The sequence below is a fragment of the Neolewinella lacunae genome (assembly GCF_014349155.1).
Classification (GTDB): domain Bacteria; phylum Bacteroidota; class Bacteroidia; order Chitinophagales; family Saprospiraceae; genus Neolewinella; species Neolewinella lacunae.
The window spans coordinates 286109-308935 of sequence record NZ_JACSIT010000100.1; the positions used below are offsets into that span (position 1 = coordinate 286109).

The window sequence follows — 22827 nt, forward strand, 5'->3', positions numbered from 1 at the left end:
CCATTTTTTTCTAATGATAATTTCTAAACCAAGTACGAATTTTCCTGACCCGCTACATTGACCGCTCAATCACCCAACCGCATTTGAACGTCGTACCCACATCCCAGATCTGACATCTCATATCTCACCTCGTACATCTGACATCCCACATCCCCTCACATCCCCACAAACTCCACCACCTCCAGTCCATACCCTTCCAGCCCCACCCGGTTTTTGGGATGGTTGGAAAGTATCCGCAGCTTAGAAATTTTCAGGTCCCGCAAAATCTGGGCACCGATGCCGAAGTCGCGCTGGTCCATACTCGCGGGCTGGTTGAGTTTGGCGCTTTGGCCGTCTTCGAGGCGGGATTTTAACAGGCGCAAGCCCGCAATCACCTCGCTGCCATCCTGGTGGGGGCGCATGAACAACAAGACACCCTTGCCGGCTTCGGCGATTTTTTCCAGCGGACCGTGCAGCCCCGTACTGTAACCCGAAAGCAGGCTGTGCAGCAGGTCGCGGCTGCTCGTGCTGCTGTGGACCCGCGTCAGCACCGGCTCATCGGGCATCCACTGCCCGTGGGTTAGGGCGAGGTGGACGTCATTATTCGTCGTTTGCCGGTAGGCGTAGAGCTTGAAGGGGCCGTAGCGGGTTTCCAGCGACATGCTGAGTTCACACTCCACCAGGCGCTCGGTCTGCAGGCGGTAGGCCACGAGGTCTTCGATGCTGATGACTTTTAGGTTGTGTTCTTTGGCCAGCTCCAGCAGGTAGGGTAGGCGGGCCATCTCGCCGTCGGGCTTGAGGATTTCCACGATAACGCCCGCCGGAAACAAATTCGCCATCCGCGCCAGATCGACTGCTGCCTCCGTATGCCCCGTCCGCCGCAACACACCGCCTTTTACGGCGCGCAAGGGAAAAACGTGGCCGGGCCGCGTAAAGTCGGTAGGCTTTGCACTGTGCTCGGTCATCCGCCGGATGCAGGTGGCGCGGTCGTAGGCCGAAATGCCCGTCGTGCAGCCGTGACCAATCAGGTCAATGGACACCGAAAAGGCCGTTTCATGGAGGTCCGTGTTCGTCTCCACCATTTTGCGGAGTTCCAGGCGGTCGGCAATGCCTTCCTCAATGGGCGTACAGATCAGCCCCCGGCCGTGGGTGGCCATGAAGTTGATCATTTCGGGCGTGACGCGCTCGGCGGCCGCTACGAAGTCGCCCTCGTTTTCCCGGTCCTCATCGTCCACCACAATCACGATTTTGCCCGCCCGGATGTCGGCCACGGCTTCTTCGATGGTGTTGAGTTGGTACCGGGATTCGGCCTTCTCGGGGGTATCAGTTGCGTTGGGATGGTTGCCAGACATTGGATTGTATACCGTTGATGAAGCGAAGAAAACCCACCAGCAGGGCGGCATTCATCGCCAGAAAATAGCGCATGGCCCGCGCACCGGCCAGGTGGATGCCCAGGCGACTGAGCAGCAGATCAGTCAGGGCCAGCCCCAGGGTAGCGCTGATCACCAGAACAAACAAGGCCAGCGCCCAATAGTTGCCCGAAAGGAACGCCAGGCCCGCCCAGGCCAGCGCCCCGCCGAGCAAAAAGAAGGGCGTCCACCAGCGCAGTATCTTATGGCTGAAAAAGGCGTAAGCCACCCCACTGCGTCCCGGCGGCCACCAGGTGGTGCGAAAGCGGACCAGGTTCTGCCAATTGCCACTGCTGATGCGGACTTTCCGGCGAAATTCGGCGGCAATCGACTGCCCCACGGCTTCGTAGACGATGGCGTCCGGACTACTCCGGCCCCGCCAGCCGGCCTCGTAGGCCGCCAGGCAGAGGTAAAAATCGTCGACCAGAAAATTGGCCGGCACCGGATGAAACGCCGCCGCCCGGATGGCCCAGCAGCCGCCAAAGGGACCCATCATTGCCCCCCAGCGCAGCCCCTCGGCCCGCTTGAGCCACACCTCGCCACTGATGTATTTTTCTTCCGCCAGCCCAATGCCCTCGGCCCGGCCGCCGGTTTGCACCATCGTCGCATCCACCACCCCCAGGCGCGCATCGCTCAGCAAGGGGAGCACGAGTTGCCGCACGGTTTCCGGCCGCAGCATCACGCTCGCGTCGGTCAAAACGAAAACTGCGTCGGCTTCTATTACGGCCGCCGCCAGTTGGTTGATGATGGCCGGTTTGCCCTGGCGGACGGTAAAATAGGTGGCCGCGAAGCGTCCGTCGGCCGCCGCCTGGGCTTCCAGAATGCCGTTGGTCGCATCACTGCTGCAGTCGCTGCCAATGCGGAAATACAGCGGCCCGGGGTAGTCCTGCGCCACCAGCGTAGCCAGTTTTTCGCCCAAAACCGCCTCCTCGTTATGGGCCGCCATCAGCACGTAGACCGGGGGCCAGCCCATTCCTTCATCGCTCCTCATCCGTTCTCCCCCCTTCGGGGGGCCGGGGGGGAGCACCTGCGTCCGCGCCCAAATGCGCATCTGCCACGGGTAAAACAGGTAGGTGTGCAGCACGCCAAGCCCACACAAAACCAGAACCGCAAGGAGGAGAATGATCACGCCGCAAAGGTAGCCCATCCGCACAAGTTGGCCGCGGGAAGTGGGCGCGGCCGCAGGTGCCACGAACCGGACGAAGGAGCAAGGGAAGTCAATCCCAAGCCCTCGCTCCTCCGGAAGCTACTCTCCCTAGCAACCTATTAAGGTACTAAATCTCCATCATTCCCCTGCGAACAACCATCCATTTTACTGGAAAGAACTGATTCATGGGTCACCTATCTATCCCTCTCCCCAACCCCTTTTGCTGCGCAGTACTACGTGCTCGGTACGCGGCTACTTCGTGGTCCACAAGAAAGGGGAGACGCAAGGGTTTGATTGCCAGTTTTTTAGGTAGAATTTTTGAAAGAATTTAGCTTCTTGCTATTGCTTTCCCCATGATTCATCACTGGCAATAGAATGAGAGACTTTTGAGAGGAAACTCTAGCGGCTGATAAACATTCCCTTAACGTAAAAAGAACGGTGCTTGAGTCACCCCTCCCACATGGGGAGGGGAAGGGGGAGGGGTCTCAAGACTAGACTAATAGCCTGATAATCAATCGTATACCCTAAAATCCCCAGCCCTCGCTCCTCTGGAGGTAGCTAATTCTACCGCACCAGCTTCCGGGCAAACTCCTGCCCCGCCGGCGTCCGCAGGCGCCAAACGTAGCTGCCCGCCGGCAAATCTCCCGCCCGCAAGGGGATGCGGTTGTCCGCCCCCCCGAGCAAGGTGACCGTGCCCGTGCGGAGCCTGCTGCCCCGCGCATCGATCAACTCAAAAGTGGCCGTCGCATCCACCGGCGCGTAGACCTTGATGTAACTGTCTTCGCGCACGGGGTTCGGACGGGGCAGACCCACCGACCATTCTCCCTTGGCAGAACCGCGCAATTGGGCCGTCACGATGGGGCTCAGCGCCGCATCACCACCTCCGTCCTTGCGGATGCGGTAGTAGTAGATGCGGTTGCGAACGACGTTGTTGTCACGGATCTGGTACTCGGCCGTAGTCGTTTCCCGGTTGTCGGCCGCCACGCGGCGGATGTCCCGGAAATTGCGCCCATCTTCACTCCGTTGCACCGTAAAGCCGCCACTGCGGAGGTGTTCCCGGTCGGCCCAGGAAACGAGCACATCGTCGTTGTATCCCTCGGCGGTGAGGTCGAAGGTCAGGGGATTGGCGTCCAGCAAGGTATTGCAGGCATTGGCCAGGGGCAGGTACACGAAGCCGCCGGAGATGAGGTTCTGGACCGTCGGCTGCGGCACGTTGAACCAATCCACGAGCACCGAACCGTAGACGTCGCGGAAGTCGTACTGGTAGGGAACACCTACGTTTTGCTCCACTGCGGGGTCAATTTCCGGGTTGTTGCCTAGTACGCCGCCCTGTACGCAGTCGCCGAACAGGAACAGCGGACCAGCGTCGCCGTGGTCCGTGCCGTTGCTCTGGTTGGAACGGATGCGCCGACCGAATTCGCTGAAGGTGAGGCCCAAAACGCGCTTGCTCAGGCCAAGCAATTGTAGGTCGTCCATGAAGGCTTTGATGGACGAGCTGAGCTCCGTCATCAGGTTGGCGTGGGTGCCGACGCTGTTGTCGTCAATGACCTGGGCGGAGTGGGTATCGAATCCGCCGAGGGTGGCAATGAAAATCCGCGTTTTGATGCCGCCGCTGAGCAGGTAGGCGATGTTGCGGAGCTGATTGGAAAGCGTCCCGGTAGTGTAGTTGGTGGCCAGGCTGTTGCCCGCGTTGGCCGCACCCTGAACCACATCGCCGTACTGGTTGCTCTGGCCGATGAGGTTGCGGACGAATGAGACTTCGTCGCCGTAGTAGTTGCCCGGCAGGGCCGTGTCGCCGCCCGGAGCAATGTAGAGGAAGTTGAAGGGGTTGTTGACGGCAACGCTGAAGTTCGAGCTCGTACCCTGGCAAGTCTCTGAAACGACGTTGCCCATCGTCATGGCCAGCGGGTAATCAAACTCGGGGTTGGGATAGCCGATCGGGAAATCGGGGTGATCTTGCTCCAGGTAGCGTCCGAACCAGCCGGTGGAAAGGACTTCGTCGGCGGCCGAGGCACTCGTCCAGATGTCGGTACTCCGGAAGTGCGAGCGGTTTTGGTTGGGGTACCCCACGGCCTGGATGGCGGTGAGTTTGCCGGCGTCAAACAGGTCGCGCATTCCCGTCATGTTCTTGTGAAGGCCTACGCGGGCGTTGAGGTTAATGTAGCCGTTATCGGGCAAAGCGACGTTGGGCCGCACGCTGCGCAGATTGGCCAGCTGGTCGATGCCGATCAAGGTATTGAGGCCATCGTTGCCGCCCGAAAGGCGGATGAGCACCAGCACCCGGTCGCTGTTGGGGTCGAGGAACTGCGTGAACAACTCAAGGGGGGAGGCGGCAATGCCACCCTGCAAAAGGGCGGGGATGCTCAGGGCGCCGCCCGTACGGAGGAAGTTTCTTCTATTCATGGCTGCGCTGCTTTAATTGACTTGGAATTCGGCGAGTTGGAGCATGCCAAACATCATATCCGTGAGGCGTTTGCTGACGGATTCCCGCAAGTTGGCGTCGTCGGGGTTGGCCGTGTAGTTGGCGTACTCTCCGGTCCAGACGAAGTCTTCCAGCCCCGGGAGCAGGAGTTCTTTGACGGCGATGAGTTGTTCGGCCAGCAGGGGCTGGGGGAAGAAACGCTGGGCCATTTCGGCGACCATGGCGTTGGCATCGAAGGGATTGGCAAAGTCCTCCAGCAAAGCCAACCAGTTGACGTAGCGGCGCTGGCGGTTGAAGAAAAACCAGCGCAGGGTAGCGTCGCGCTGGAAGGTGGTGCGCTGCTGGATGGTAGTGGTATTGAGCCAGAGCCGGTAGAAACTGGGTTCCTGGTAATAGGCCGTCCATCCCGCCACGCTGGGAGGGTTACGCAGTTCCATGCCCGTATCCCGGGCGTGTACGGCCGCTACCCGGGCGGCCAGGTAGGTATCCGTAATGTTCGCCTGGGCGTAAAAGTTAGTGACCCGGAAGATGCTGTGGACAAACTCCAGCGGCGTCTTGATCATGTCTCCGACGATGGACATCTCGAAGAAGTGCTCACTGCCCAAAAGTGCTTGCAAGGCAGGGCCAACTTCGTAGTCGTTGTCGAGCAGAATCTGGGCCATCGGCGCAATGACGCTTTGCTCAATCCCGGGAGTAATTTTGTAATACACGAAGTGGCGGTATAGCTTACGACAGAGGTAGCGCGCCACTTCGTCCTGCTGGAAGATGAGGTCTACCACGTCCTTGTATTCATCCTCACCGTTGTTGGGAATCTCTGCGTTGCCGAAGCGGTGGCTCAGCCGCTTGGTGCTGGTGTCGTGGCGGTTGGCCTGGAAGTAGCTTTCGCCGGTTTGGTCCGGATTGACGGAATTGAAGTAGCGCGTCCGCCAGCCCGTGAAGGCTTTAGCGAGCTCGGCTACGTCCAGTTCCGTGTAGTTGGTATAGTCCCCGGGAGCCACCTGCGGGCCTTTGCCGATGGTGAAGAGCTCGAGGATTTCCCGGGCGAAGTTTTCGTTCGGGTTGGCGGCCGTGTTGGAATTGCCGTTGAGGAAGACGAGCATGGCGGGGTCGATGGTCATGACCTTCATCAGTTCCCGGAAATTGCCCGTGGCGAAATTCCGGTAGTGGGTCATGAAGCGGTAAACGACGCGCATGTCGTTGGTATCTGCAATACCGAAATGGTTGTGCCAGAAAAGCAGCATCTTTTCCCGGACGGTGAAGCCGTCGGCGGCAGTGGAAAGGATCCACCAGGCATCCATGCTCCGGCGGCGTGCATTCCCGTCACCCGTCCGGTCGGTATTCTCAATGGGTAGGTCGATCCACGTGTCCCCAAGACCTGCCTGGGTGTGCCCTTCGTAGTCGTAGTACACCGGCGGGGCGGGCAGGGGGATGCTGCTGAAGAGCCGCTGGAGGGAGCCGTTCAGGCCCAGGGCAACGGCTTCGTCGATCTCGTTCTTCGTTGGGGCAAAGGTGGCCCGGCGGAGCAGATGCGCGGCCTGGAGGAAGGTCCAGGGGCCCGCATAAGCGGCCAGGGTACTCACCGCTGGTGCGGCAAAAAGTGTAGTGGCTGACATTATGGGCGGTAGTTTTTGGGAGCCAGGATGGCCGGTTTACAGTCATGTCGCTGCAAGGTGCGTGCCCTGCGGGAGGGCGAGGTCGTTGGTACACGGGCAGGCGAAAGAAATAATAGATGGGAGTATGCGACATTCCTCCGGCGGGAGTAAGCGCACTACGCACCACTTAGATTCCAGATTTCAGCGAGGGTTTAAACTGCGTTGCGTACCTGAGGGAAAAATGTGCAAATTTCGTTCCTCAAGCTACCGCAGCGCACTCCAAAGTAAGGGGTTTACTCCCGGATTCCAGGCCATTATTCTCTTAAAAAGCGTCTGATCTCCGCTTGAATGCCCAAATTTAACACCACTAAGGTTTTAAAACGAATATAATCGCAAGTATGCGTTTAAAAAACGGTTGTCACTAAGGGATTGATCCACCTTGCCGCCGAATCAATCCTTTCGCTTATGTCTTTATCCTGGAACCAGGTGCAGTTGGTGGGCCGTGCTGGCCACAACCCCGAACTGTTTTTTCTTACCGATGGCACGCCCATCACCCGTCTGCGCATTTACATTGCTGCCGAGCCCGACCGGCGGGAAGCTGGCCCTGAAGCTTTTCAACTGGTGGCCTGGGGCCGTACTGCCGAAGCCCTCTGTACCCGGGTGAGCCGCGGACAGGCCCTTTTCGTCCAGGGCCGCCTCAGCAACCGTTCTTTCCGCCGGGAGGGGATCACCCACCTGCGTACGGAAATCCACCTCACCGCTTTTCATCACCTGGCTTCGGGAGCTTCTGCGCAGGAACCTATCCTGGCCACTACTCCCATTTGCCATGAATAGCCTCAGCCTTGCCGGGGTCCTGACGGGCACCCCTACCTACCACTGCAATCCCGAGGCCCGGGATTTGCTCCGCTTTACCCTCCGTACGCCGCCCAGTGGTGCGGCAGGCAGTACCGAAGAAGACCACCATTGCCTGGCTTGGGGGCCGGCTGCCCTCGACCTCCACGTTCACCTGAAAGTGGGCGATCAACTGGTGGTACGCGGCGAATTGCGCTACCGCCCCCGGCCCAATGCGCTGCCCGATGACCCGGCCTACCGGATTCCCGAAGTTTACGTCAAGGGCTATTCGTACCTGGGGACGTCGGAAGAACAGGGGAGTCAATAGATCAATTTATCCCCGTAAGCTGCCGAGGATTTCCCGCAAGTCCACCCGGAAGCGCTCCAAACCAAAGGCCTGCCGGGCCCGCTCTGCCCGCTGCTGGCGAGCGTGGTCGGTCTCCGCTGGCCGGGCCAACCACGCCAGCATGGCCTCCGCCAGGGTGGTGGGTTGGAAATCGGCCAAGACGCTCCCATCCTCGGGGTGCTGCAACAGGCTTTGGGGGCCACCGCAGGGCGTAGTGATTACCGGCAAACCACACAGCAGCGCTTCAAGGACCACAATGCCCTGGGTTTCGATCGTGGAAGTGAGCACAAAAAGCCGGGCCGATTGCATGGCGGAAACGACCTCGCTGCGGTCCAGTGGACCCCGCAGGCGGAGTGCGCGCCGGGCGGCCGGGCCGAGGTGGGTGGCAATGGCCCTGCGCAGCACAACCGGGTTTCCATCCCCCGCCAGGACTAACTCCAGGCCAGGGTCTTCCCGGTGGGCCAGCTCAAACGCATCCAGCAGGAGACCGATGTTTTTTTGCCAACTAGCGTCAGATAGGTGCAACATCTGGCGACCGCCTGGCGAGGCTTCCCGCGAAGCAGGTACAAAAAAGCGATCGTCGACGGGATTGGGCAAAACCCGGTAGTTGGCCCGGATGCCCTTTTGCTCCATGCCCATCCGAAGGGCGGTACTGACGGGCAGGACCCAGCTGGCCCGCCGGGCCGCCCGCCTGGCCAGCATGAAATCAAATGCATAGCGCAGCGGGACCCCGGGCTCCAGATAGCGACTGGCGTGCTCGCTAACCACAAAGGGCACTCCCCACCGCCGCGCAAGGCGCGCCGCCACGATGCCGCCGTCGATCAAGACGTGGGCGTAGATTACGTCGGGCCGCTCCGTCAAGGCAGCAATCGCTGCCCGCCAGGCCTTCCGCCGGGCCCGGAGGCGTTGCCAGCGCCCCCCCTGGCCGCCGTAGTACACCTGATGTAACTGCCCCCAGATGCGGGCTTCAGTATGTAATTCCAAGGTTCCCACCCCCAGTTTTGGGTCGTGCACCGCATGGAGTAAGGTGACGCTACCAATCTCCGCCGCCAGCGCTGCGTAGCGCTCCACGAAGTTGCCGTCCCGGGCGTGCACGCGGTTGGGAAACCAGGGAGTGAGGAAAAGAATACGCATCGGGCCGGGGGCTTTACAACGTAATGATAGGTACATTTGCGGCCAAAACCGCAGTAAAATGATTGCAAAACTCTTCCAGTTCAGCCTCTTATTGGTGGCCGTTTGCCTACTGACCACCTGTAAAAATCAAAATACTGACGCTTCTTCAGCCACCACCAGCATCCCCGCCGGGGAAGGAGCCTACGTGCCTGAAGGGTACGAACTGGTGTGGAACGACGAATTCGACGGCGGTCCGCTGCCCGATACCACCCGTTGGACTTACCAGACCGGCGGTTTCGGCTGGACGGCCAAAGAACTCCAGAATTACCTGCACGCCGACCCCGATAACGTCGGCGTAGAAGATGGCCTGCTACGTATCACCGCCATCGCTGAAAAATCCGGCCGCAACAACTACACCAGCACCCGCCTGGTGAGCAAAGGCAAAGCCAGTTTTACCCGGGGATACTTCGAGGTGCGCGCCAAATTCCCGAGGGGTGCCGGACTCCGTTCCTCCTTCTGGATGGTGGGCGATACCGTCTCGAAAATGGGCTGGCCCAAAGCGGGCGAAATCGATCTGGTGGAGTACTACGGTGCCGTTCCCGATAAGGTCAATGCCGCAGTGCAAACGACCAACAACTACTGGAGCAAGAAAAACCAGTTTGGCGGCGGGGTGACCGTGCCGGATGCCCAAACGGAGTTTCACGTCTACAGCTGCACCTGGACGGAAGAGCAGATTGACTTTGCCGTCGACGGCCAAACCTACTGGTCTTACCTGCCGGGACCCGATCCCACCATTGAGATTTTTCCCTTCCGCTGGCCCTTCTACATGGCAGCCACCCTGGCTGTGGGCGGTATCCGTGGCCCCGAATCCGCCGGAGACAACACGGCCTTACCCGCCAGCATGTACCTGGACTACGTCCGGGTGTACCAAAAACCAGAGTAGCGAGGGGATTGCCAGAACTTATCCCCACCCCAAATGATTCACCCCAGCAAGGGCCACGCCAAATCCCGCGCTGCCACCGTAAACGCCTTCCCCAGGTCCGGCCACTCAATCCCGATGGTGGGATCATCGTAGCGTAACCCAGCCTCCGCCTGGGGGAAGTAGAAATTGTCGCACTTGTAGGCAAAAATGGCCGTTTCCGAAAGAACCAGGTAGCCGTGGGCGCAGCCCCGGGGGACGAACAACTGCTGCTGATTGTCCGCGCTTAAGATGCAGCCGTACCACTGGTGCAGGGTGGGGGAGCCGGGGCGGAGATCGACCACTACGTCGAAAACTTCCCCCGCGATGACCCGGACCAGCTTGGCCTGCGCAGCCTCGCCCGTCTGTTGGTGCATTCCCCGCAAAACACCCCGGGGAGATTTGGCCTGGTTGTCTTGTACGAAGAGGTTGTCAATGCCCGCCTGCTGGAAGGTTTGCTGGTTGTAGGACTCAAAGAAGTAGCCCCGCTCATCGCCAAAAATACGGGGTTCAAAGCGTTGGACGCCCGCCAGCGGAGTAGGAAAAAATGGCATAGATCAGTCTTGTTTGCGGCCTTAAAATTCCAGGAGGGAGGCACCTTACCAGCCCCGGTAGCGCGGAGGCTCAATACCCAGCAGCCGGAGGTACATCAGCACCTGGGCCCGGTGGTGGGTAGCGTGGTCCTGGAGCAAATAAATGACGACCCGCCGGCTCCGGGGGCCAGCAAAAAAATTGGGCACTTCCTCGTCCCAACGCTCGGCTGGCAGGTTATCGATGGCCGCGTGGCCAAAGGCATAGGCCCCGTTGAGCAGTGCGAGCAGTTCCGCCCGGCTGAGCGTCTCTGCGGCCAGCTTAGCGCGGAGGGCTTCTTCGTCAAACCCCCGGGGTTCGTAATCCAGAAAGCGCCGCGAAAGGCCGTAAATGTTACCTGCAATGTGCTGCACCTGCTCCTGGATGCTCATCTGCCCCGGTGAAGGGCGGTAACTGAGGCTGGAATCGGGGACACTCGCCAGAGCTTCCTGGGTGTAGGCCAGCGAGTTTTTCCACTTTTCGTGCCACTCGGTGCGGGCGGCAAAAGGCTCGCCCTTGGCCTGGTCTTGGGCGTGGAGAGAACCGGTCAGCCCGGTCAGTAACAGCAGCAGTGGGAACATTTTCATGCCGTAAAGATAAGCGCACCTGGCCTCGAAAGACAAAGCCTTCGGGAGAGAACACTGAGGCACACCATCCGCCTCAAGCCTGGGTAAAAGGCAAGAGCATTTGTTGCAGGGCGGCGTTCAAGGCCCCGATGGCTTCGCCCATCCGCCAGTTCGCGCGGTTGCGGGCTTCCACGTAGTTGCTGATGGCCCGGAGTTGAACGGGCTCCAGCCCAGCGGAAAGGCAGGCGTAGAAAAAGGCGGCCCCCTCCATGCTTTCCACCTGGGCCTCGGGGAGGCGACGGCGTAAAACGCTGATGCTCTGGTCGTTGCCGCTGACCCGGTTGACGGAGTAGCCTGCGCATTCCCGGAAGGGCAGCCGGGCGTACCCCGGGGGGAGGCGCAGGACTTCCTCCCCGTCGAAGGGAGGGCCGGGCGGCAGGCCGATGTCGCTGAGACGCAGGTGGTGGCCAGCCGGGTCTTCCGCCCCCAGATCGGCGAAGCGCTCACTCGTAATCCGCACCACTTCGCCCAGCGCCAGAGTAGGGTCCAACGCGCCCCCCACGCCCGCCTGCACCATGGGGCCTACGACGGGGCCACTGCCCAAACGCCTGCCCAGGGCAAAAGCCGTCGCCGGCAAGCCCACCCCGGTAAAACAGACCTCCACGCTGGTGCGCGCAAAAACCAGGACGTTGCCTTCTTCCCGAATGGCCCGGTCGCGCAGCCAGGCAACCGTTGGCGCAATTTCAAATGGGGTAGCGGAGAGGAGTAACATGCCGTAGAAATTAGCGGATAAAGCGGGCGCGGACGCAGGTGCCCGGTGGAAGACCAGGAGCAAAGGAAGGCCGGAATCAAGGATTTTCCGCCGCCCCGGAGCCCAACGGAAAAACACTGCCCAAAGCCGGCAAGTGCAGAAAAGCCGCCGCTATTTTCTTCCCCGTGTTCCGGGAGATCAGCTCCCCGAGCAAGCACAGCTCGGCGGCTAAAGTGCCTTGTTGCTGGTCAAATTGCCGCGCTGGCAAGTGGACGTCGCGGAGCAGAATCAGGGCATCGTCGGGGGTGGCCATCAGGTAGTCGGCGGTTAAATGCAGTTGCCGGCCGTGGGACGTTCCCTGCTCGACCACCCTCCGCTGCACCTGCGCTCCGGCGCCCGTCAACACCGCCCCCAGACCCGCCAGCCAGGCCTGGAAAGCACTGGATTGCGCCACGAAAGGATCCGACGCCTCCTGGCTGCCGGGAAGGTAGGCCTCCAGCAAATGCCGGGCCCGCTCCGCCCGCAACTCCGCCGCCAGCGGCGGAAAATCGCCCTGCAAGAACGCTCCGATGGCCTGGCTGAGCAGGCGCTCGTCCGTCTGCGGATCGGGCACAGGACCCTGGAAATAGAGCTGCCGGCCGCCAAGCGTGGCGTGACCGTAATGCGCCAGTAACCAGTCTTCAGTGGGCTCCAGGGGCTGGTGCTGCCCGGGCCCCGGTCGCTCACCCGCGAGGAATTGTACCGCAGTATACTGCATCGTAGCGGAGGGCAAATTGCGGGGCTCCGTCCAGGTTTTCAGGTATTTGGTGACCTCGTGGCCCTGCCAATCGAAGGGCGCCTGATTACTGTGGGGGTCTAAGACGGGGATCACGCCACCGCCCCGGACGAAGGCCCGGTCGAGCCAGGGCGCACCCTTTTTGGCGGTGGGCAGGATGAGGTAGTCGCGGGCCCGTGTAAAGCCGACGTAGAGGAGCCGGGCCTCTTCGGCCAGGGCGTCGTTCGTCGCCGTTTGCTGCCACTGGCTTTCCAGTAAGGCGTTGAGCCAGGGCACGCCACTCGTCAGGCGGGCGTAGGGATTGACCCAGAATTTCACCCAGCGATCGGCCAGCGGTCGGCTGAGGTCCACCGTCTCGGTTTCGGGTACTACGGCCAGCCCCCAGACGTCGGCGCGCAGGTCTTGCTCCAGGTCCATGGCCACCACGGCGGGCCATTCGAGGCCTTTGCTGCGGTGGTAGGTCAGTACGTTGACGGCATCGGCGCGTTCTCCGGCCCCCTGTTTGTCGCGGTCGCTGCGCAGCAACTGATCGAGGTAAAGCAAATAGCCACCCAGGGAGGCGGCGCGGTGCTGCCGGTGGCAACTGTCTTCGTAGGCCACGGCCAGGCGGCGGAGTTCATCGACGTTGCTGAGCCGCTGCTCGCCATCGCCCCAGGCCACGATGGTGCGACGCAGGTCGAGGCGTTCCAGCAGCAGGTTGAGCATTTCGCTGGAGGAATGCTCGGTAGTGGTCACGCGCAGCGCGTCGAGCTGGGCAATGAAGGGGTCGGCCTCGGCCCAGGCGCTGGCCCGGTCGGTATCGGCACCGTCGTTTTCCTGTTCCAGGTAATCGAGGCGGCTTTCGATGATTTCCGGCAGGCGGTGGCGGCTGCCGAACAGGAGGATTTCGGCTACGGAGAGGCTGTCCGACCGGTTGAGAATGTACTTGAGGCAGGCCAGCAGAAGCGTAGCTTCGGCCGTTTGGAGGAGGCCCGTGCGGGCAATGGCGGCGGGAATGCCCTGGCGGGCCAGCGCCTCGGCCATGGCTACGCAGCCGTAGTTGGTGCGGCACAAAACGGCGACGTCGGCGGGCCGCAGCGGCCGTTCCGGGCCGCCCTCGCGCGGGACGATGGGCAGGGGATTATCCAGCAGTTCCCGGATGGCTTTGGCCGTTACGTCCTGGTGCCACCCCCGCGCGTACAGGCCCGGGCCTTCCAGTTCAAAGTGCCAGTGGCGGAGGGCGGAGTGCTGGGCCAGTTCCGGGCTCTCGGGTGGGCTGTGCGCGCCGCCCGCCCGCCAGCGAACGGGCTCGAGGACGACTTCGGCGGCCGGCAATTCCGGAAAAGCGCGGGTGAAAATGGCGTTGCAGGCCAGGACGATGTCCTGGCGGCTGCGCCAACTGTAGCGCTGGATGTTTTCCGGGGGCATGGGGCCGTTGGCGTGTACCACGGCGGCCATCAGGCGGGGCTCGGCACCCCGGAAACCGTAAATGGATTGCTTCGGGTCGCCAACCCACACACTCTGGCGGGCCAGCTGGCTCAATTTCAAAAACACCGCCAGCTGGATGGGGCTGGTGTCCTGAAACTCATCGACCATCAGCAGGTCAAGCTCCCGCCGCAGCGTTTCCTGCACGCCCGGGTGGTCGAGAAGATTGAGGACCAGCACTTCCATGTCCGTATAATCAATCCGGCCCCGGCTTTTTTTGTAGCGGTCGTACTCTTCGATGGCGGCGCTGGCGCAGGTGAAAAGAAGGTCCTGGTAGCTGCGGACGTCAGACTGGAAGGCTTCCAGCGCGGGGTGAAGATTGCCCAGGGCCACCACCTCGTCTACCAATTCGCGGCTTTTGGCTCCTACCTCCGTAACGAAGCGGGCCAGTTTACAGTATTCGTACCAGGGCAGGTGGCCACGACGCTGGAGTTCGCTGGCCAGGCGTTTGAGGTAACTGGCGGCGGTGAGGGTCTTTTTGGTTCCGTCCTGCTCGTTGTTTTCCAGGGCGCGGGCGGTCTCCGTCAGGGCAACGCTGGCCCGGCTTTTGAGTTGCTCCGGGGTGGGGGAGGACACGGGAGGCGGCAGAAAGGCGGCGAGGCTTTCCCAGGAAAGTCGCTTGCTTTTTTCGATGGTGGCGGCGGAGAAGTTGTTGGCGCGAATGACTTCCACGAGGCGGAGCACATCTCCCCGCCAGTTGTATTTTTCGCCACTCTGACTAAGCCCCAGCTTTTCGCAGAGCAGCTCAATCTCTTCGATGGTATCGAGAGGGATGACGGCGGCCATGCTGAGGTTGAACAGGCGCTGGTGGTCTTCGTCGGCAATGATGTCGACTTCGGGGGAGACGCCGGCCTCGAAGGCGAAGCGCCGCAGCAATTTAACGCCCAGGCCGTGGACGGTGCCGATCAGGGCATTTTTCAGTTCATTGGCTTCGGTGGTGAGGCCTTCGCGCAGCAGTTTTACCCGGACGCGCTCGCGCAACTCCGCCGCCGCCCGCTTGGTGAAAGTGGTGGCGATGATTCCCGAAGGTCGTGCGGCCCCGCTGGCCAGCAGGGAGATCATTTCCTGGGTCAGGCGGTAAGTCTTTCCGCTGCCAGCACCAGCTGAGATGAGCTTTAGGTTGTTCAGCATTGGGCGAAGGTAGGCAGACTTTGCTGCTAACGATAATGCATTGGTCTGCTGATCAGTGTCTAAATGAACATTTCAAACAGCATCGGTTGATCGTTAATGTGCTTGAAATCGATGTTGGCCGCCAGCATGCGGGCTTCGAGGAGGGCGTAGTCTTCTTTGGCGGCCAGCTGGATGCCGACCAGGGCTGGGCCGACGGCGCGGTTGTGTTTTTTGGTATACTCGAAGTGGGTGATGTCGTCCTGGTCGCCCAGTACGTTGAGGAAGTCGCGGAGGGCCCCGGCGCGCTGCGGGAATTCGATGATGAAGTAGTGCTTTAACCCGGCGTAGAGCAGGGCCCGCTCCTGGATCTCGGCGGTGCGGGCAATGTCGTTGTTGCCACCACCGATGACGCAGACGATGGTTTTTCCCTGAATGTCGGTCAGTTGGCTGAGGGCGGCAACGGAGAGCGAGCCGGCGGGTTCCACCACCAGGCCGTCTTCGTTGTAAAGTTCAAGCATGGTACGGCAGACGAGGCCCTCGTCGACCAACAAGACCTCGCGCATGGTTTCACGGACGATGGGGAAGTTCAGGTCGCCTACCCGACGGACGGCGGCCCCATCGACGAAACTATCGATTTTATCCAGCTTAACTATCTTGTTCTGCCTCAGGCTTTCGTACATTGCGGGTGCACCAGCCGGTTCAACCCCGATGATGGCGGTTTTGGGGCTGAGTTGAGCAAAAACGCTGCCTACGCCCGCGCTGAGTCCGCCGCCCCCGACGGCCATCAGTACATAATCCACCGGCCCGTTGGCGTCGTCGAGGATTTCCAGGCCAACGGTCCCCTGGCCAGCAATTGTATTGTGGTCGTTGAAGGGGTGTACGAAAGTCCAGCCGTTTTCCTTGGCTCCTTTCATGGCTTCGGCGTAGGCATCGTCGTAGGTATCTCCCGTCAGGACCACGGTCACAAACTCCTTACCGAAAGACTTGGCTTTTTTGACTTTCTGCTGGGGCGTAACGGCGGGCATGTAAATCGTGCCTTTCACTTTCATCTTGAAGCAGGCCTGGGCCATACCCTGGGAGTGGTTGCCCGCGCTGGCGCAGACGACGCCCCGGGCGCGCTGCTCGTCCGTCAGCAACGCCATGTTGTTGTAGGCTCCCCGGATTTTGTAACTCCGCACCTCCTGAAGGTCTTCGCGCTTGAAGTAAATCTCCGCCCCAAACTGTTCACTCAGGCGCGTGCTGCGTTGCAGGGGCGTATGCAAGGCCACGTGGCGTAGCCGGTGCCGGGCCCGCGTGATTTCTTCGACGGAAATGAGGTGTGGTGGGGAAATTTTGGACATGGAAGCGGTGGGGAAACTTATGGAGGGTAAAGGTACGGGAGAAGGGGTTATGGGGATAGTTCATTCATAGTTCATAGTTCATAGTCCAGTAGTAAGACCTTGGTGTAGAGTTGCTCCGCCGTCGGTAAAAATGAACATTCGAACATGTTCGAGAGTACGTGGGGGGCTGGCAGCACGCGGGGGAGTGTGGGAGTGTTCATTCGCCGGTTCACACATTAGCTACTCTGCTGCCTTCGGCGGTCGCTGATTCACGCCTTGCTCCGTAGTTCTTTTCCTGGCACCTGCGGCCGCGCAAAAAAAAACGCCGGTAATGCTCCTTTGGCACTACCGGCGTGGTGAGTAAGCGCTGGGTTGCGCTGGCTTAGTTGTTTTCCGGGCGGAGGCTGCGGACGGTGCGGCCGGCCTGCCACATTTCACTTTCGCGTAGTTCCCGGAGTTCGGCTTCGAGCTTTACGCGGTAGTCGGTTTGGGAGTTGGAGTCGATGCTGCGCTGGGCCTCGTTGCCGGTGGCGACGCTGCGGTAGAGGTCTTCGAAGACGGGCTTGGTGGCGTCGCGGAACTTGTCTTTCCAGTCGAGGGCACCCCGCTGGGCGGTGGTGGAGCAGTTGGCGTACATCCAGTCCATGCCGTTTTCGGCGACGAGGGGCATGAGGCTCTGCGTGAGTTCTTCGACCGTTTCGTTGAAGGCTTCGGAGGGCGTGTGTCCGTTGGCGCGCAGCACCTGGTACTGGGCCTCGAAGATGCCCTGGATGGCTCCCATCAGCGTACCGCGTTCGCCGGTGAGATCGGAGTACACCTCGCGTTTGAAGTCGGTCTCAAACAGGTAGCCGGAGCCGACGCCGATGCCCAGGGCGATGACCCGCTCGTAGGCGCGGCCGGTGGCGTCCTGCGCGATGGCGTAGCTGGAGTTGAGTCCGCGGCCCTGCAAAAACATGCGGCGCAGGCTGGTGCCGGAACCCTTGGGGGCCACGAGAATAACGTCGACGCCCTCCGGAGCCTGGATGCCCGTACGGTCATTGTAAGTAATGCCAAAGCCGTGGCTGAAGTAGAGGGCTTTGCCCGGGGTGAGGAAGGGCTTGATGGTGGGCCACACCTCGATCTGGGCGGCGTCGGAGAGCAAGTATTGAATGATGGTTCCTTTCTCGGCGGCCTCCTCGATGGAGAAAAGCGTCTTGCCGGGGATCCAGCCGTCTTCCACGGCCTTGTCCCAGGATTTGCCGCCCTGGCGCTGGCCGACGATGACGTTGAAGCCATTGTCGCGCAGGTTCATGCTCTGGCCGGGGCCTTGCACACCGTAGCCAATCACGGCGATGGTTTCGTCTTTGAGCGTTTCGAGGGCCTTGGTGAGGGGGAATTCTTCGCGGAGGACTACTTTTTCGTCGGTGCCTCCGAAGTTGAGCATTGCCATACTTCTCTGTCTTTTTTATTGGGGTGACAAAGATGCAAAAGCCGACCGGAAGCCCGGGGCTAAATGGCCGGGCCATTTACGACGGCTAAATCTCCCGTACCTGGCAAGTCCGGGACCTTCAATAAGGCGGGCTACTCCACAAAACACTAGCTTTGCCCCAAATTACCCCATCTATGCGCGTTACTGACCTGCAGCCCGACGAATATGGCTCCTTCTATGCCGGCTACATCGCCAAGATTCCGGAAATCACCCTGCGTTCCGCCTTCGACGAAAGCTCTGCCGCCCTGCTGGATTACCTTACCCACGTACCCGAAGAGCGCGCCGACTACGCCTACGCGCCCGGCAAATGGACCATCAAGGAATGCCTCCAGCACATCATCGATACCGAACGGATTTTCAGCTACCGTGCCTTGCGCATCGGGCGCGGCGACCTCACGCCCCTGCCCGGTTTTGAGCAAAATGATTTCGCGCGGGTGATGGACGTTTCCGGCCGTAAACTCCTTGAGATGATCGACGAGTTCCGCCTCGTGCGGCAGTCCAGCATTGTCCTGTTTTCCAGCTTTACCAAAGACGATCTGTTGCGCAAAGGGACCATGAGCGGGGCCAGCGCCTCCACCCGGGGCATCGGCTACGTGATGTGTGGCCACGTGTTGCACCACGCCGACGTTTTTCGGGAGCGTTACGCATAAGGAAGGTCGGCCCGGCGTTATAATCGCTGGCGTCCTCCGGTCCTCGCCTGCGGGGAGTTTCCCGGTCCGTGCCTGGTAAAACTGCCGTCGCAGTCCTACATTTGGCTTTTGTCCTGTACGGTCTTAAGAACTTCATCCCCACTATGAAATACCTCCTGCTTCCCTTGTTACTTTGCCTGGCCACGGGGTTGCGGGCCGATGTGCTTTCCACCCGGCTGCGCCTGCTGCTGCCGGGCGATGACCCCGCCACCGTCAACGAACGGCAGTTTCTCTACCAGCGCATCGACCAGTTGTTTACGCGCCTGGAGGAAGAAGAACGGCTCTCGCGCAAATCCACCAGCAAGCAAATCACGCGCATCGTCAGCCGCTTGCAGCGGGAACTTTTCCGGACCTTTGCTGCCGACGCCCGCCTGGACGACGCCTTCCGTACCAGTCGCTACAGCGATGCCACGGCCGCCATCCTCACCGCCCTGGCTTTTGAACGCTTTCAGATCGACTTCAACGGCTACGTCGACCACTGGGAAGCCTTTCTCGTCGCCGATCCCGAAGGCAAGAAGGTCGTCGTCCGCTCCCCCAGTACCAAAAAGCGCAAAGAGACGGTCGTCCAGGCTTACCAACGCGATTACCTGGCCCTGATCCGGGGGACAGTAGAACCTCGCCTGCCGAGCCTGACGGAGGAACAAGCCGAGGCCCTTTTTTACCGCTACTACTACTCCCCCCACCGGGCCCTGAGCTTCGGCCAGCTCTCCGCCTACCTCCAGTACCGCCGCGCACAGGATGCCTACCAGCGCAAAGATTACCCCGCCTGCCAGGTTCTCCTGGACGCAGCGCTGGCCCGCGAAGAACGCCCCGCCTTCCTCGTCCTGCGCCGTGCCGCCGAACTGCAACTGGCCGCCGCCAACCGCTCGACGGTGGCGGGAGACGTAGCCGAATTTTTCCAGCAGTGGGCCGAAGACCCCACCAACCGCTACCTGCCCGCCGCCATTTTGCAGCATTACGACCAGCAGCAGCGCCTCTTCTTCGCCCAAAACCAGGTGACGGCGGCCACGGCGCTGCTGGAAGAATACCTCGAACGGGCCCCCGCCGGGCAGGCAGCGTGGGGCGTAGCCATCCGGAAACTCCACCAACTGCGCCTCCTCAACCACTACCATACGGCCGGTCGCCTGGACCTGGCCAAGAGCATCGCCGATACCCTCTACCGCCAGGATCCCGCCAACCCCACCGTCCGTTACGTCCTCGGCGAACTCGTCATCGCCAATCTCCGTGGCACCCGCCCCGGGGATCCCGACTTTCTCCGCAGCGCCGAAACCGCTGCCGCCAACTACCCCTTCATCCGCCAGCAAGACCGCTTTGCCGACCTCCTGCTGCGGGAACAGGCCTGGAAAGTCCGCGATCTGTACGCCAGCGACCGCCCCGATCTGGCCAGCATCGCCCTGGAGGCCTTCCGAAAGTCTCTTCAGGACACCCCCCTCGGCCGCGAACGCAGCTTATGGACGCTGACGGCCTTCGCCGCCGCTTCCAATTACCACTTCCGCATCGAAGATTACCACGGCGCCCGCCACTACGTAGAAGAAGGACTCCGCCATACTCCGGAGGATTCCTACCTGCTACACCGGCGGGCAGTTTTGGCGCGGTACTGACTTTGTTCGTATTCAACTGGACACCCCGGCAAGGAAAGCAGCTCGGCTCCCCGTTCTTGCCTACCTTTGCGGGATGCCTTCTTCCAAAAATAGTATCGACCACATCGAAACCGTCCGCATCCTCGTTGATGCGGGCCAGCAACCCGTGCGTCTTGACAAATTCGTAACCGATAAACTGCCGAAAGTCAGCCGCAACCGGGTACAAAACGACATCAAAAACGGGCGCATCCGCGTCGACGGGCTTTCCGTAAAAGCCAATCACAAGCTGACTCCCGGCCAACTGGTCACCATTGATATTCCACGCTACCGGCCCGAAGAAGAGCCCACCGTCATTCCCCAGGAAATCCCGCTCGATATCCGTTACGAAGACGACGACGTAATGGTGATCTACAAGCCGCCGGGGATGGTCGTCCACCCCGCCGTCGGCCACCACGATGGGACCTTGGTCAATGCCCTATCCTTTCACCTCAAACAGGATGATTTGCCCGTTTTGCCGGGCAACGACGATAGCCGCGTCGGCCTCGTCCACCGCATCGATAAAGACACTTCCGGCCTGCTCATCATCGCCAAAACGGAGGACGCCATGACCCACCTGGCGCGGCAGTTTTACGAGCACACCATCGAACGCACCTACCAGGCCATCTGCTGGGGCGAGCCCGATCCGCCCAACGGCACCATCGACGCCCACCTGGGTCGCGACCCCAAAAACCGCCAGAATTACCGCGTCTTCGAAGAGCCCGAAGACGGGCACAAACACGCCGTTACCCACTACACCACGCTGGAGGGCCTTTACTACGTGAGCCTCATCGAACTGAAGCTGGAAACCGGACGTACCCACCAGATCCGGGTCCATTTCCGCTACATCGGCCACCCCTTGTTCAACGACGCGCGCTACGGCGGCAACCGCATCGTCAAAGGCACGATTTACAGCAAGTACCGGATTTTTGCCGAACGCTGCTTCGAAATTTGCCCGCGCCAGGCCCTCCACGCCAAAAGCCTGGCCTTCACCCACCCCACGACGGGGGAAAGACTTTCTTTCGATAGCGACCTGCCCGACGACATGCGGGAGGTACTGGAAAAATGGCGCAATTACGTCAGCCCCCGCCGCCAAAACGACCAATTGGAATGAACCCCGTAGTCGACTCCCTGGCCTGGGTGCGCGATTTTGTAATCCAGCACACCCTCTGCCCCTTTGCCGCCCAGCCCTTCGCCGCCGGGCGCGTGCTGGCCACTGAAATAGGTGGTTCCGACCTTGAAGCTTGTTTTAACGGGGCGCTGGCGCAGGTGCAAAGTCTGCTCTCCGAACCAGCCGGGGAAGTCGAGACGACGCTGATCGTTTTCTCGGAAGCCATGGAAGATTTTACGGAATTTATGGATTTCGTGTACACCTTCGAAGATACCCTCGCCGAGGTGGGCGCCGATCAACTCGTGCAATTGGCCCATTTCCACCCCCGCTACCGCTTCGAAGGCACCGCCGACGACGATCCCGGCAACCGCACCAACCGCTCGCCCTATCCCATGCTGCAATTGCTGCGGGTGGAGTCCGTCGCCCGCGCCATCGCCGCCTACCCCGACGTAAATGCCATCCCCGCCCGCAATATCCGGAAGATGGAGGAGCTGGGGAAGGGGGAGTGATTTTGAGTATAGAAGGGCTGTGAAAATTCTAAAGAGCAGTCAACTTTACCCCAAGCCTGTTTATAAACCTAGGGAAATTAAAATATTTTTTTGCACGATTCAAATCTTAGTCTTACCCTTCGGATCTCTTGAAGACTTAAACCCATCCCTTATGTTAAATCACCTCACCACTATTATAATCATTTGCTTAGCAATTGGCAATTCTCTCGCTTCCCAGTCAGCTGAAACGCTCTGTGGGACTGACTCGACGCAATTCGCTCAACCTAGAATTATTCAGAAAAATCTCTATGAGTTTTGTAATTATTCAGAAAGCTATATCAACAATAACTGTCTCACTACCTACATCCGAGTAAATGTTCACTTTTTTGTGGAGTCCGATTGTTCGGGAACTACCGCTGCAGCAGCAGTCAATAATCAACTTCAACAGTCAGAAGTATTTCAAAAGGCCGAAGACTACATCGGCAATGCTAACACCTTCTTAAGCATCATGAGCGGAAACCAGCAATGGAACCAGCTTGAATGGGGTGCTACGGTGACTGATACTCAGTGCGTAATGCTTCGTTTAGTCTTAAATGAGGTTTTCATTCACTGTGAGACGGGTAATCGAGTAGTAGGAGTACAATTATCGCAATCCGATGATGTTGTTTCGTACGACACAGCTAACTACGGTTCTGCCCTAAATGTGTTCATTACTAATGTACAGGGTGGCGCTAACGGATTTGTATATTTAGATCTTGGGAATACTACCATTTTCAACGAAAATTTTCACTCACAACTGCTCATCCATGAAATTGGCCATAGCCTAAAGCTTAAACATCCATTTCAAGGGGTGCCCTGACAAACGATGGATGTGCGGATACTCCCTACATTCGCTGGACCTATGACAGAAACGGAGATGGAACGACAGATGCTTCCGGGGTTAGTTGTTGGAACCTGTAAAATGTCGTAAATGGCATTGACCTTTGCCAACCAAACGGCACTACCGTAGTAAACTCCCACCCATGTTGTGAACAGCAGTATCAAACCAACAATATGATGAATTATGCATCCTACGCTAGCGATCCTTTTGTTTCTGCCTTTAC

Annotated in this window: 19 protein-coding genes; 8 read left to right on the forward strand and 11 right to left on the reverse strand. The window is 60.0% G+C overall.

Annotated features, from left to right (window positions below):
• Window positions 1-155: 155 nt before the first annotated feature.
• The 4 genes from ribB to H9S92_RS10895 form a co-directional block, all read right to left on the reverse strand.
• Complete coding sequence (ribB, locus tag H9S92_RS10880; RefSeq protein WP_187466736.1) at window positions 156-1331, reverse strand: 3,4-dihydroxy-2-butanone-4-phosphate synthase; 1176 nt, start codon at window positions 1329-1331, stop codon at window positions 156-158.
• Window positions 1303-2535: a glycosyltransferase gene (locus tag H9S92_RS10885; protein ID WP_222936056.1), complete on the reverse strand. Its 1233-nt coding sequence runs from the start codon at window positions 2533-2535 to the stop codon at window positions 1303-1305. The genes ribB and H9S92_RS10885 overlap by 29 nt, the downstream gene beginning before the upstream one ends.
• Window positions 2536-3099: 564 nt before the next feature.
• Complete coding sequence (locus tag H9S92_RS10890; protein WP_187466738.1) at window positions 3100-4938, reverse strand: DUF1501 domain-containing protein; 1839 nt, start codon at window positions 4936-4938, stop codon at window positions 3100-3102.
• A gap of 12 nt (window positions 4939-4950) precedes the next feature.
• Window positions 4951-6570, reverse strand: coding sequence for a DUF1800 domain-containing protein (locus tag H9S92_RS10895; RefSeq protein WP_187466739.1), 1620 nt, complete (start codon window positions 6568-6570; stop codon window positions 4951-4953).
• Between the two features lie 444 nt (window positions 6571-7014).
• On the opposite strand from H9S92_RS10895, the gene H9S92_RS10900 reads away from it, so the two are divergent.
• Both H9S92_RS10900 and H9S92_RS10905 read left to right on the forward strand, forming a co-directional pair.
• The gene (locus H9S92_RS10900) at window positions 7015-7383 is read left to right on the forward strand and encodes a single-stranded DNA-binding protein (RefSeq protein WP_187466740.1); all 369 of its coding nucleotides are present in this window, start codon (window positions 7015-7017) and stop codon (window positions 7381-7383) included.
• Complete coding sequence (locus H9S92_RS10905; RefSeq protein ID WP_187466741.1) at window positions 7376-7708, forward strand: single-stranded DNA-binding protein; 333 nt, start codon at window positions 7376-7378, stop codon at window positions 7706-7708. The genes H9S92_RS10900 and H9S92_RS10905 overlap by 8 nt, the downstream gene beginning before the upstream one ends.
• A gap of 6 nt (window positions 7709-7714) precedes the next feature.
• Here H9S92_RS10905 and H9S92_RS10910 read toward each other — a convergent pair whose 3' ends face one another.
• The gene (locus H9S92_RS10910; protein ID WP_187466742.1) at window positions 7715-8860 is read right to left on the reverse strand and encodes a glycosyltransferase; all 1146 of its coding nucleotides are present in this window, start codon (window positions 8858-8860) and stop codon (window positions 7715-7717) included.
• 58 nt (window positions 8861-8918) lie between these two features.
• Here H9S92_RS10910 and H9S92_RS10915 point away from each other — a divergent pair, with 58 nt between their 5' ends.
• On the forward strand, window positions 8919-9782 hold the full coding sequence (locus tag H9S92_RS10915; RefSeq protein ID WP_187466743.1) for a glycoside hydrolase family 16 protein: 864 nt from the start codon (window positions 8919-8921) through the stop codon (window positions 9780-9782).
• 38 nt (window positions 9783-9820) lie between these two features.
• Here the strand turns inward: H9S92_RS10915 and rfbC are convergent, their stop codons facing one another.
• The 6 genes from rfbC to ilvC all read right to left on the reverse strand — a co-directional run bounded on the left by rfbC (window position 9821) and on the right by ilvC (window position 17781).
• Complete coding sequence (gene rfbC, locus H9S92_RS10920; protein WP_187466744.1) at window positions 9821-10351, reverse strand: dTDP-4-dehydrorhamnose 3,5-epimerase; 531 nt, start codon at window positions 10349-10351, stop codon at window positions 9821-9823.
• A gap of 45 nt (window positions 10352-10396) precedes the next feature.
• On the reverse strand, window positions 10397-10954 hold the full coding sequence (locus tag H9S92_RS10925; RefSeq protein WP_187466745.1) for a DinB family protein: 558 nt from the start codon (window positions 10952-10954) through the stop codon (window positions 10397-10399).
• Between the two features lie 73 nt (window positions 10955-11027).
• Window positions 11028-11705, reverse strand: coding sequence for a futalosine hydrolase (gene mqnB / locus H9S92_RS10930; RefSeq protein WP_187466746.1), 678 nt, complete (start codon window positions 11703-11705; stop codon window positions 11028-11030).
• A gap of 76 nt (window positions 11706-11781) precedes the next feature.
• Window positions 11782-15054, reverse strand: coding sequence for a UvrD-helicase domain-containing protein (locus H9S92_RS10935; protein WP_187466747.1), 3273 nt, complete (start codon window positions 15052-15054; stop codon window positions 11782-11784).
• A gap of 59 nt (window positions 15055-15113) precedes the next feature.
• On the reverse strand, window positions 15114-16364 hold the full coding sequence (gene ilvA, locus H9S92_RS10940; protein ID WP_406612147.1) for a threonine ammonia-lyase: 1251 nt from the start codon (window positions 16362-16364) through the stop codon (window positions 15114-15116).
• A 370-nt stretch (window positions 16365-16734) separates the two neighbouring features.
• Window positions 16735-17781 (reverse strand): ketol-acid reductoisomerase, encoded by a 1047-nt coding sequence (ilvC, locus tag H9S92_RS10945; protein WP_187466749.1) that lies wholly within the window; start codon window positions 17779-17781, stop codon window positions 16735-16737.
• Window positions 17782-17954: 173 nt separating this feature from the next.
• On the opposite strand from ilvC, the gene H9S92_RS10950 reads away from it, so the two are divergent.
• From H9S92_RS10950 to H9S92_RS10970, 5 genes are all read left to right on the forward strand, one after another.
• Entirely contained in the window at window positions 17955-18470 is a 516-nt protein-coding gene (locus tag H9S92_RS10950) for a DinB family protein (RefSeq protein WP_187466750.1), read from the forward strand.
• 143 nt (window positions 18471-18613) lie between these two features.
• A complete protein-coding gene (locus tag H9S92_RS10955) occupies window positions 18614-20110 on the forward strand; it encodes a tetratricopeptide repeat protein (RefSeq protein ID WP_187466751.1) in 1497 nt (498 codons plus the stop codon).
• A 73-nt stretch (window positions 20111-20183) separates the two neighbouring features.
• The gene (locus H9S92_RS10960; RefSeq protein WP_187466752.1) at window positions 20184-21239 is read left to right on the forward strand and encodes an RluA family pseudouridine synthase; all 1056 of its coding nucleotides are present in this window, start codon (window positions 20184-20186) and stop codon (window positions 21237-21239) included.
• Window positions 21236-21745 (forward strand): DUF1415 family protein, encoded by a 510-nt coding sequence (locus tag H9S92_RS10965; RefSeq protein WP_187466753.1) that lies wholly within the window; start codon window positions 21236-21238, stop codon window positions 21743-21745. The genes H9S92_RS10960 and H9S92_RS10965 overlap by 4 nt, the downstream gene beginning before the upstream one ends.
• 151 nt (window positions 21746-21896) lie before the next feature.
• A complete protein-coding gene (locus H9S92_RS10970; protein ID WP_187466754.1) occupies window positions 21897-22583 on the forward strand; it encodes a zinc metalloprotease in 687 nt (228 codons plus the stop codon).
• The last annotated feature ends 244 nt before the right edge of the window (window positions 22584-22827 follow it).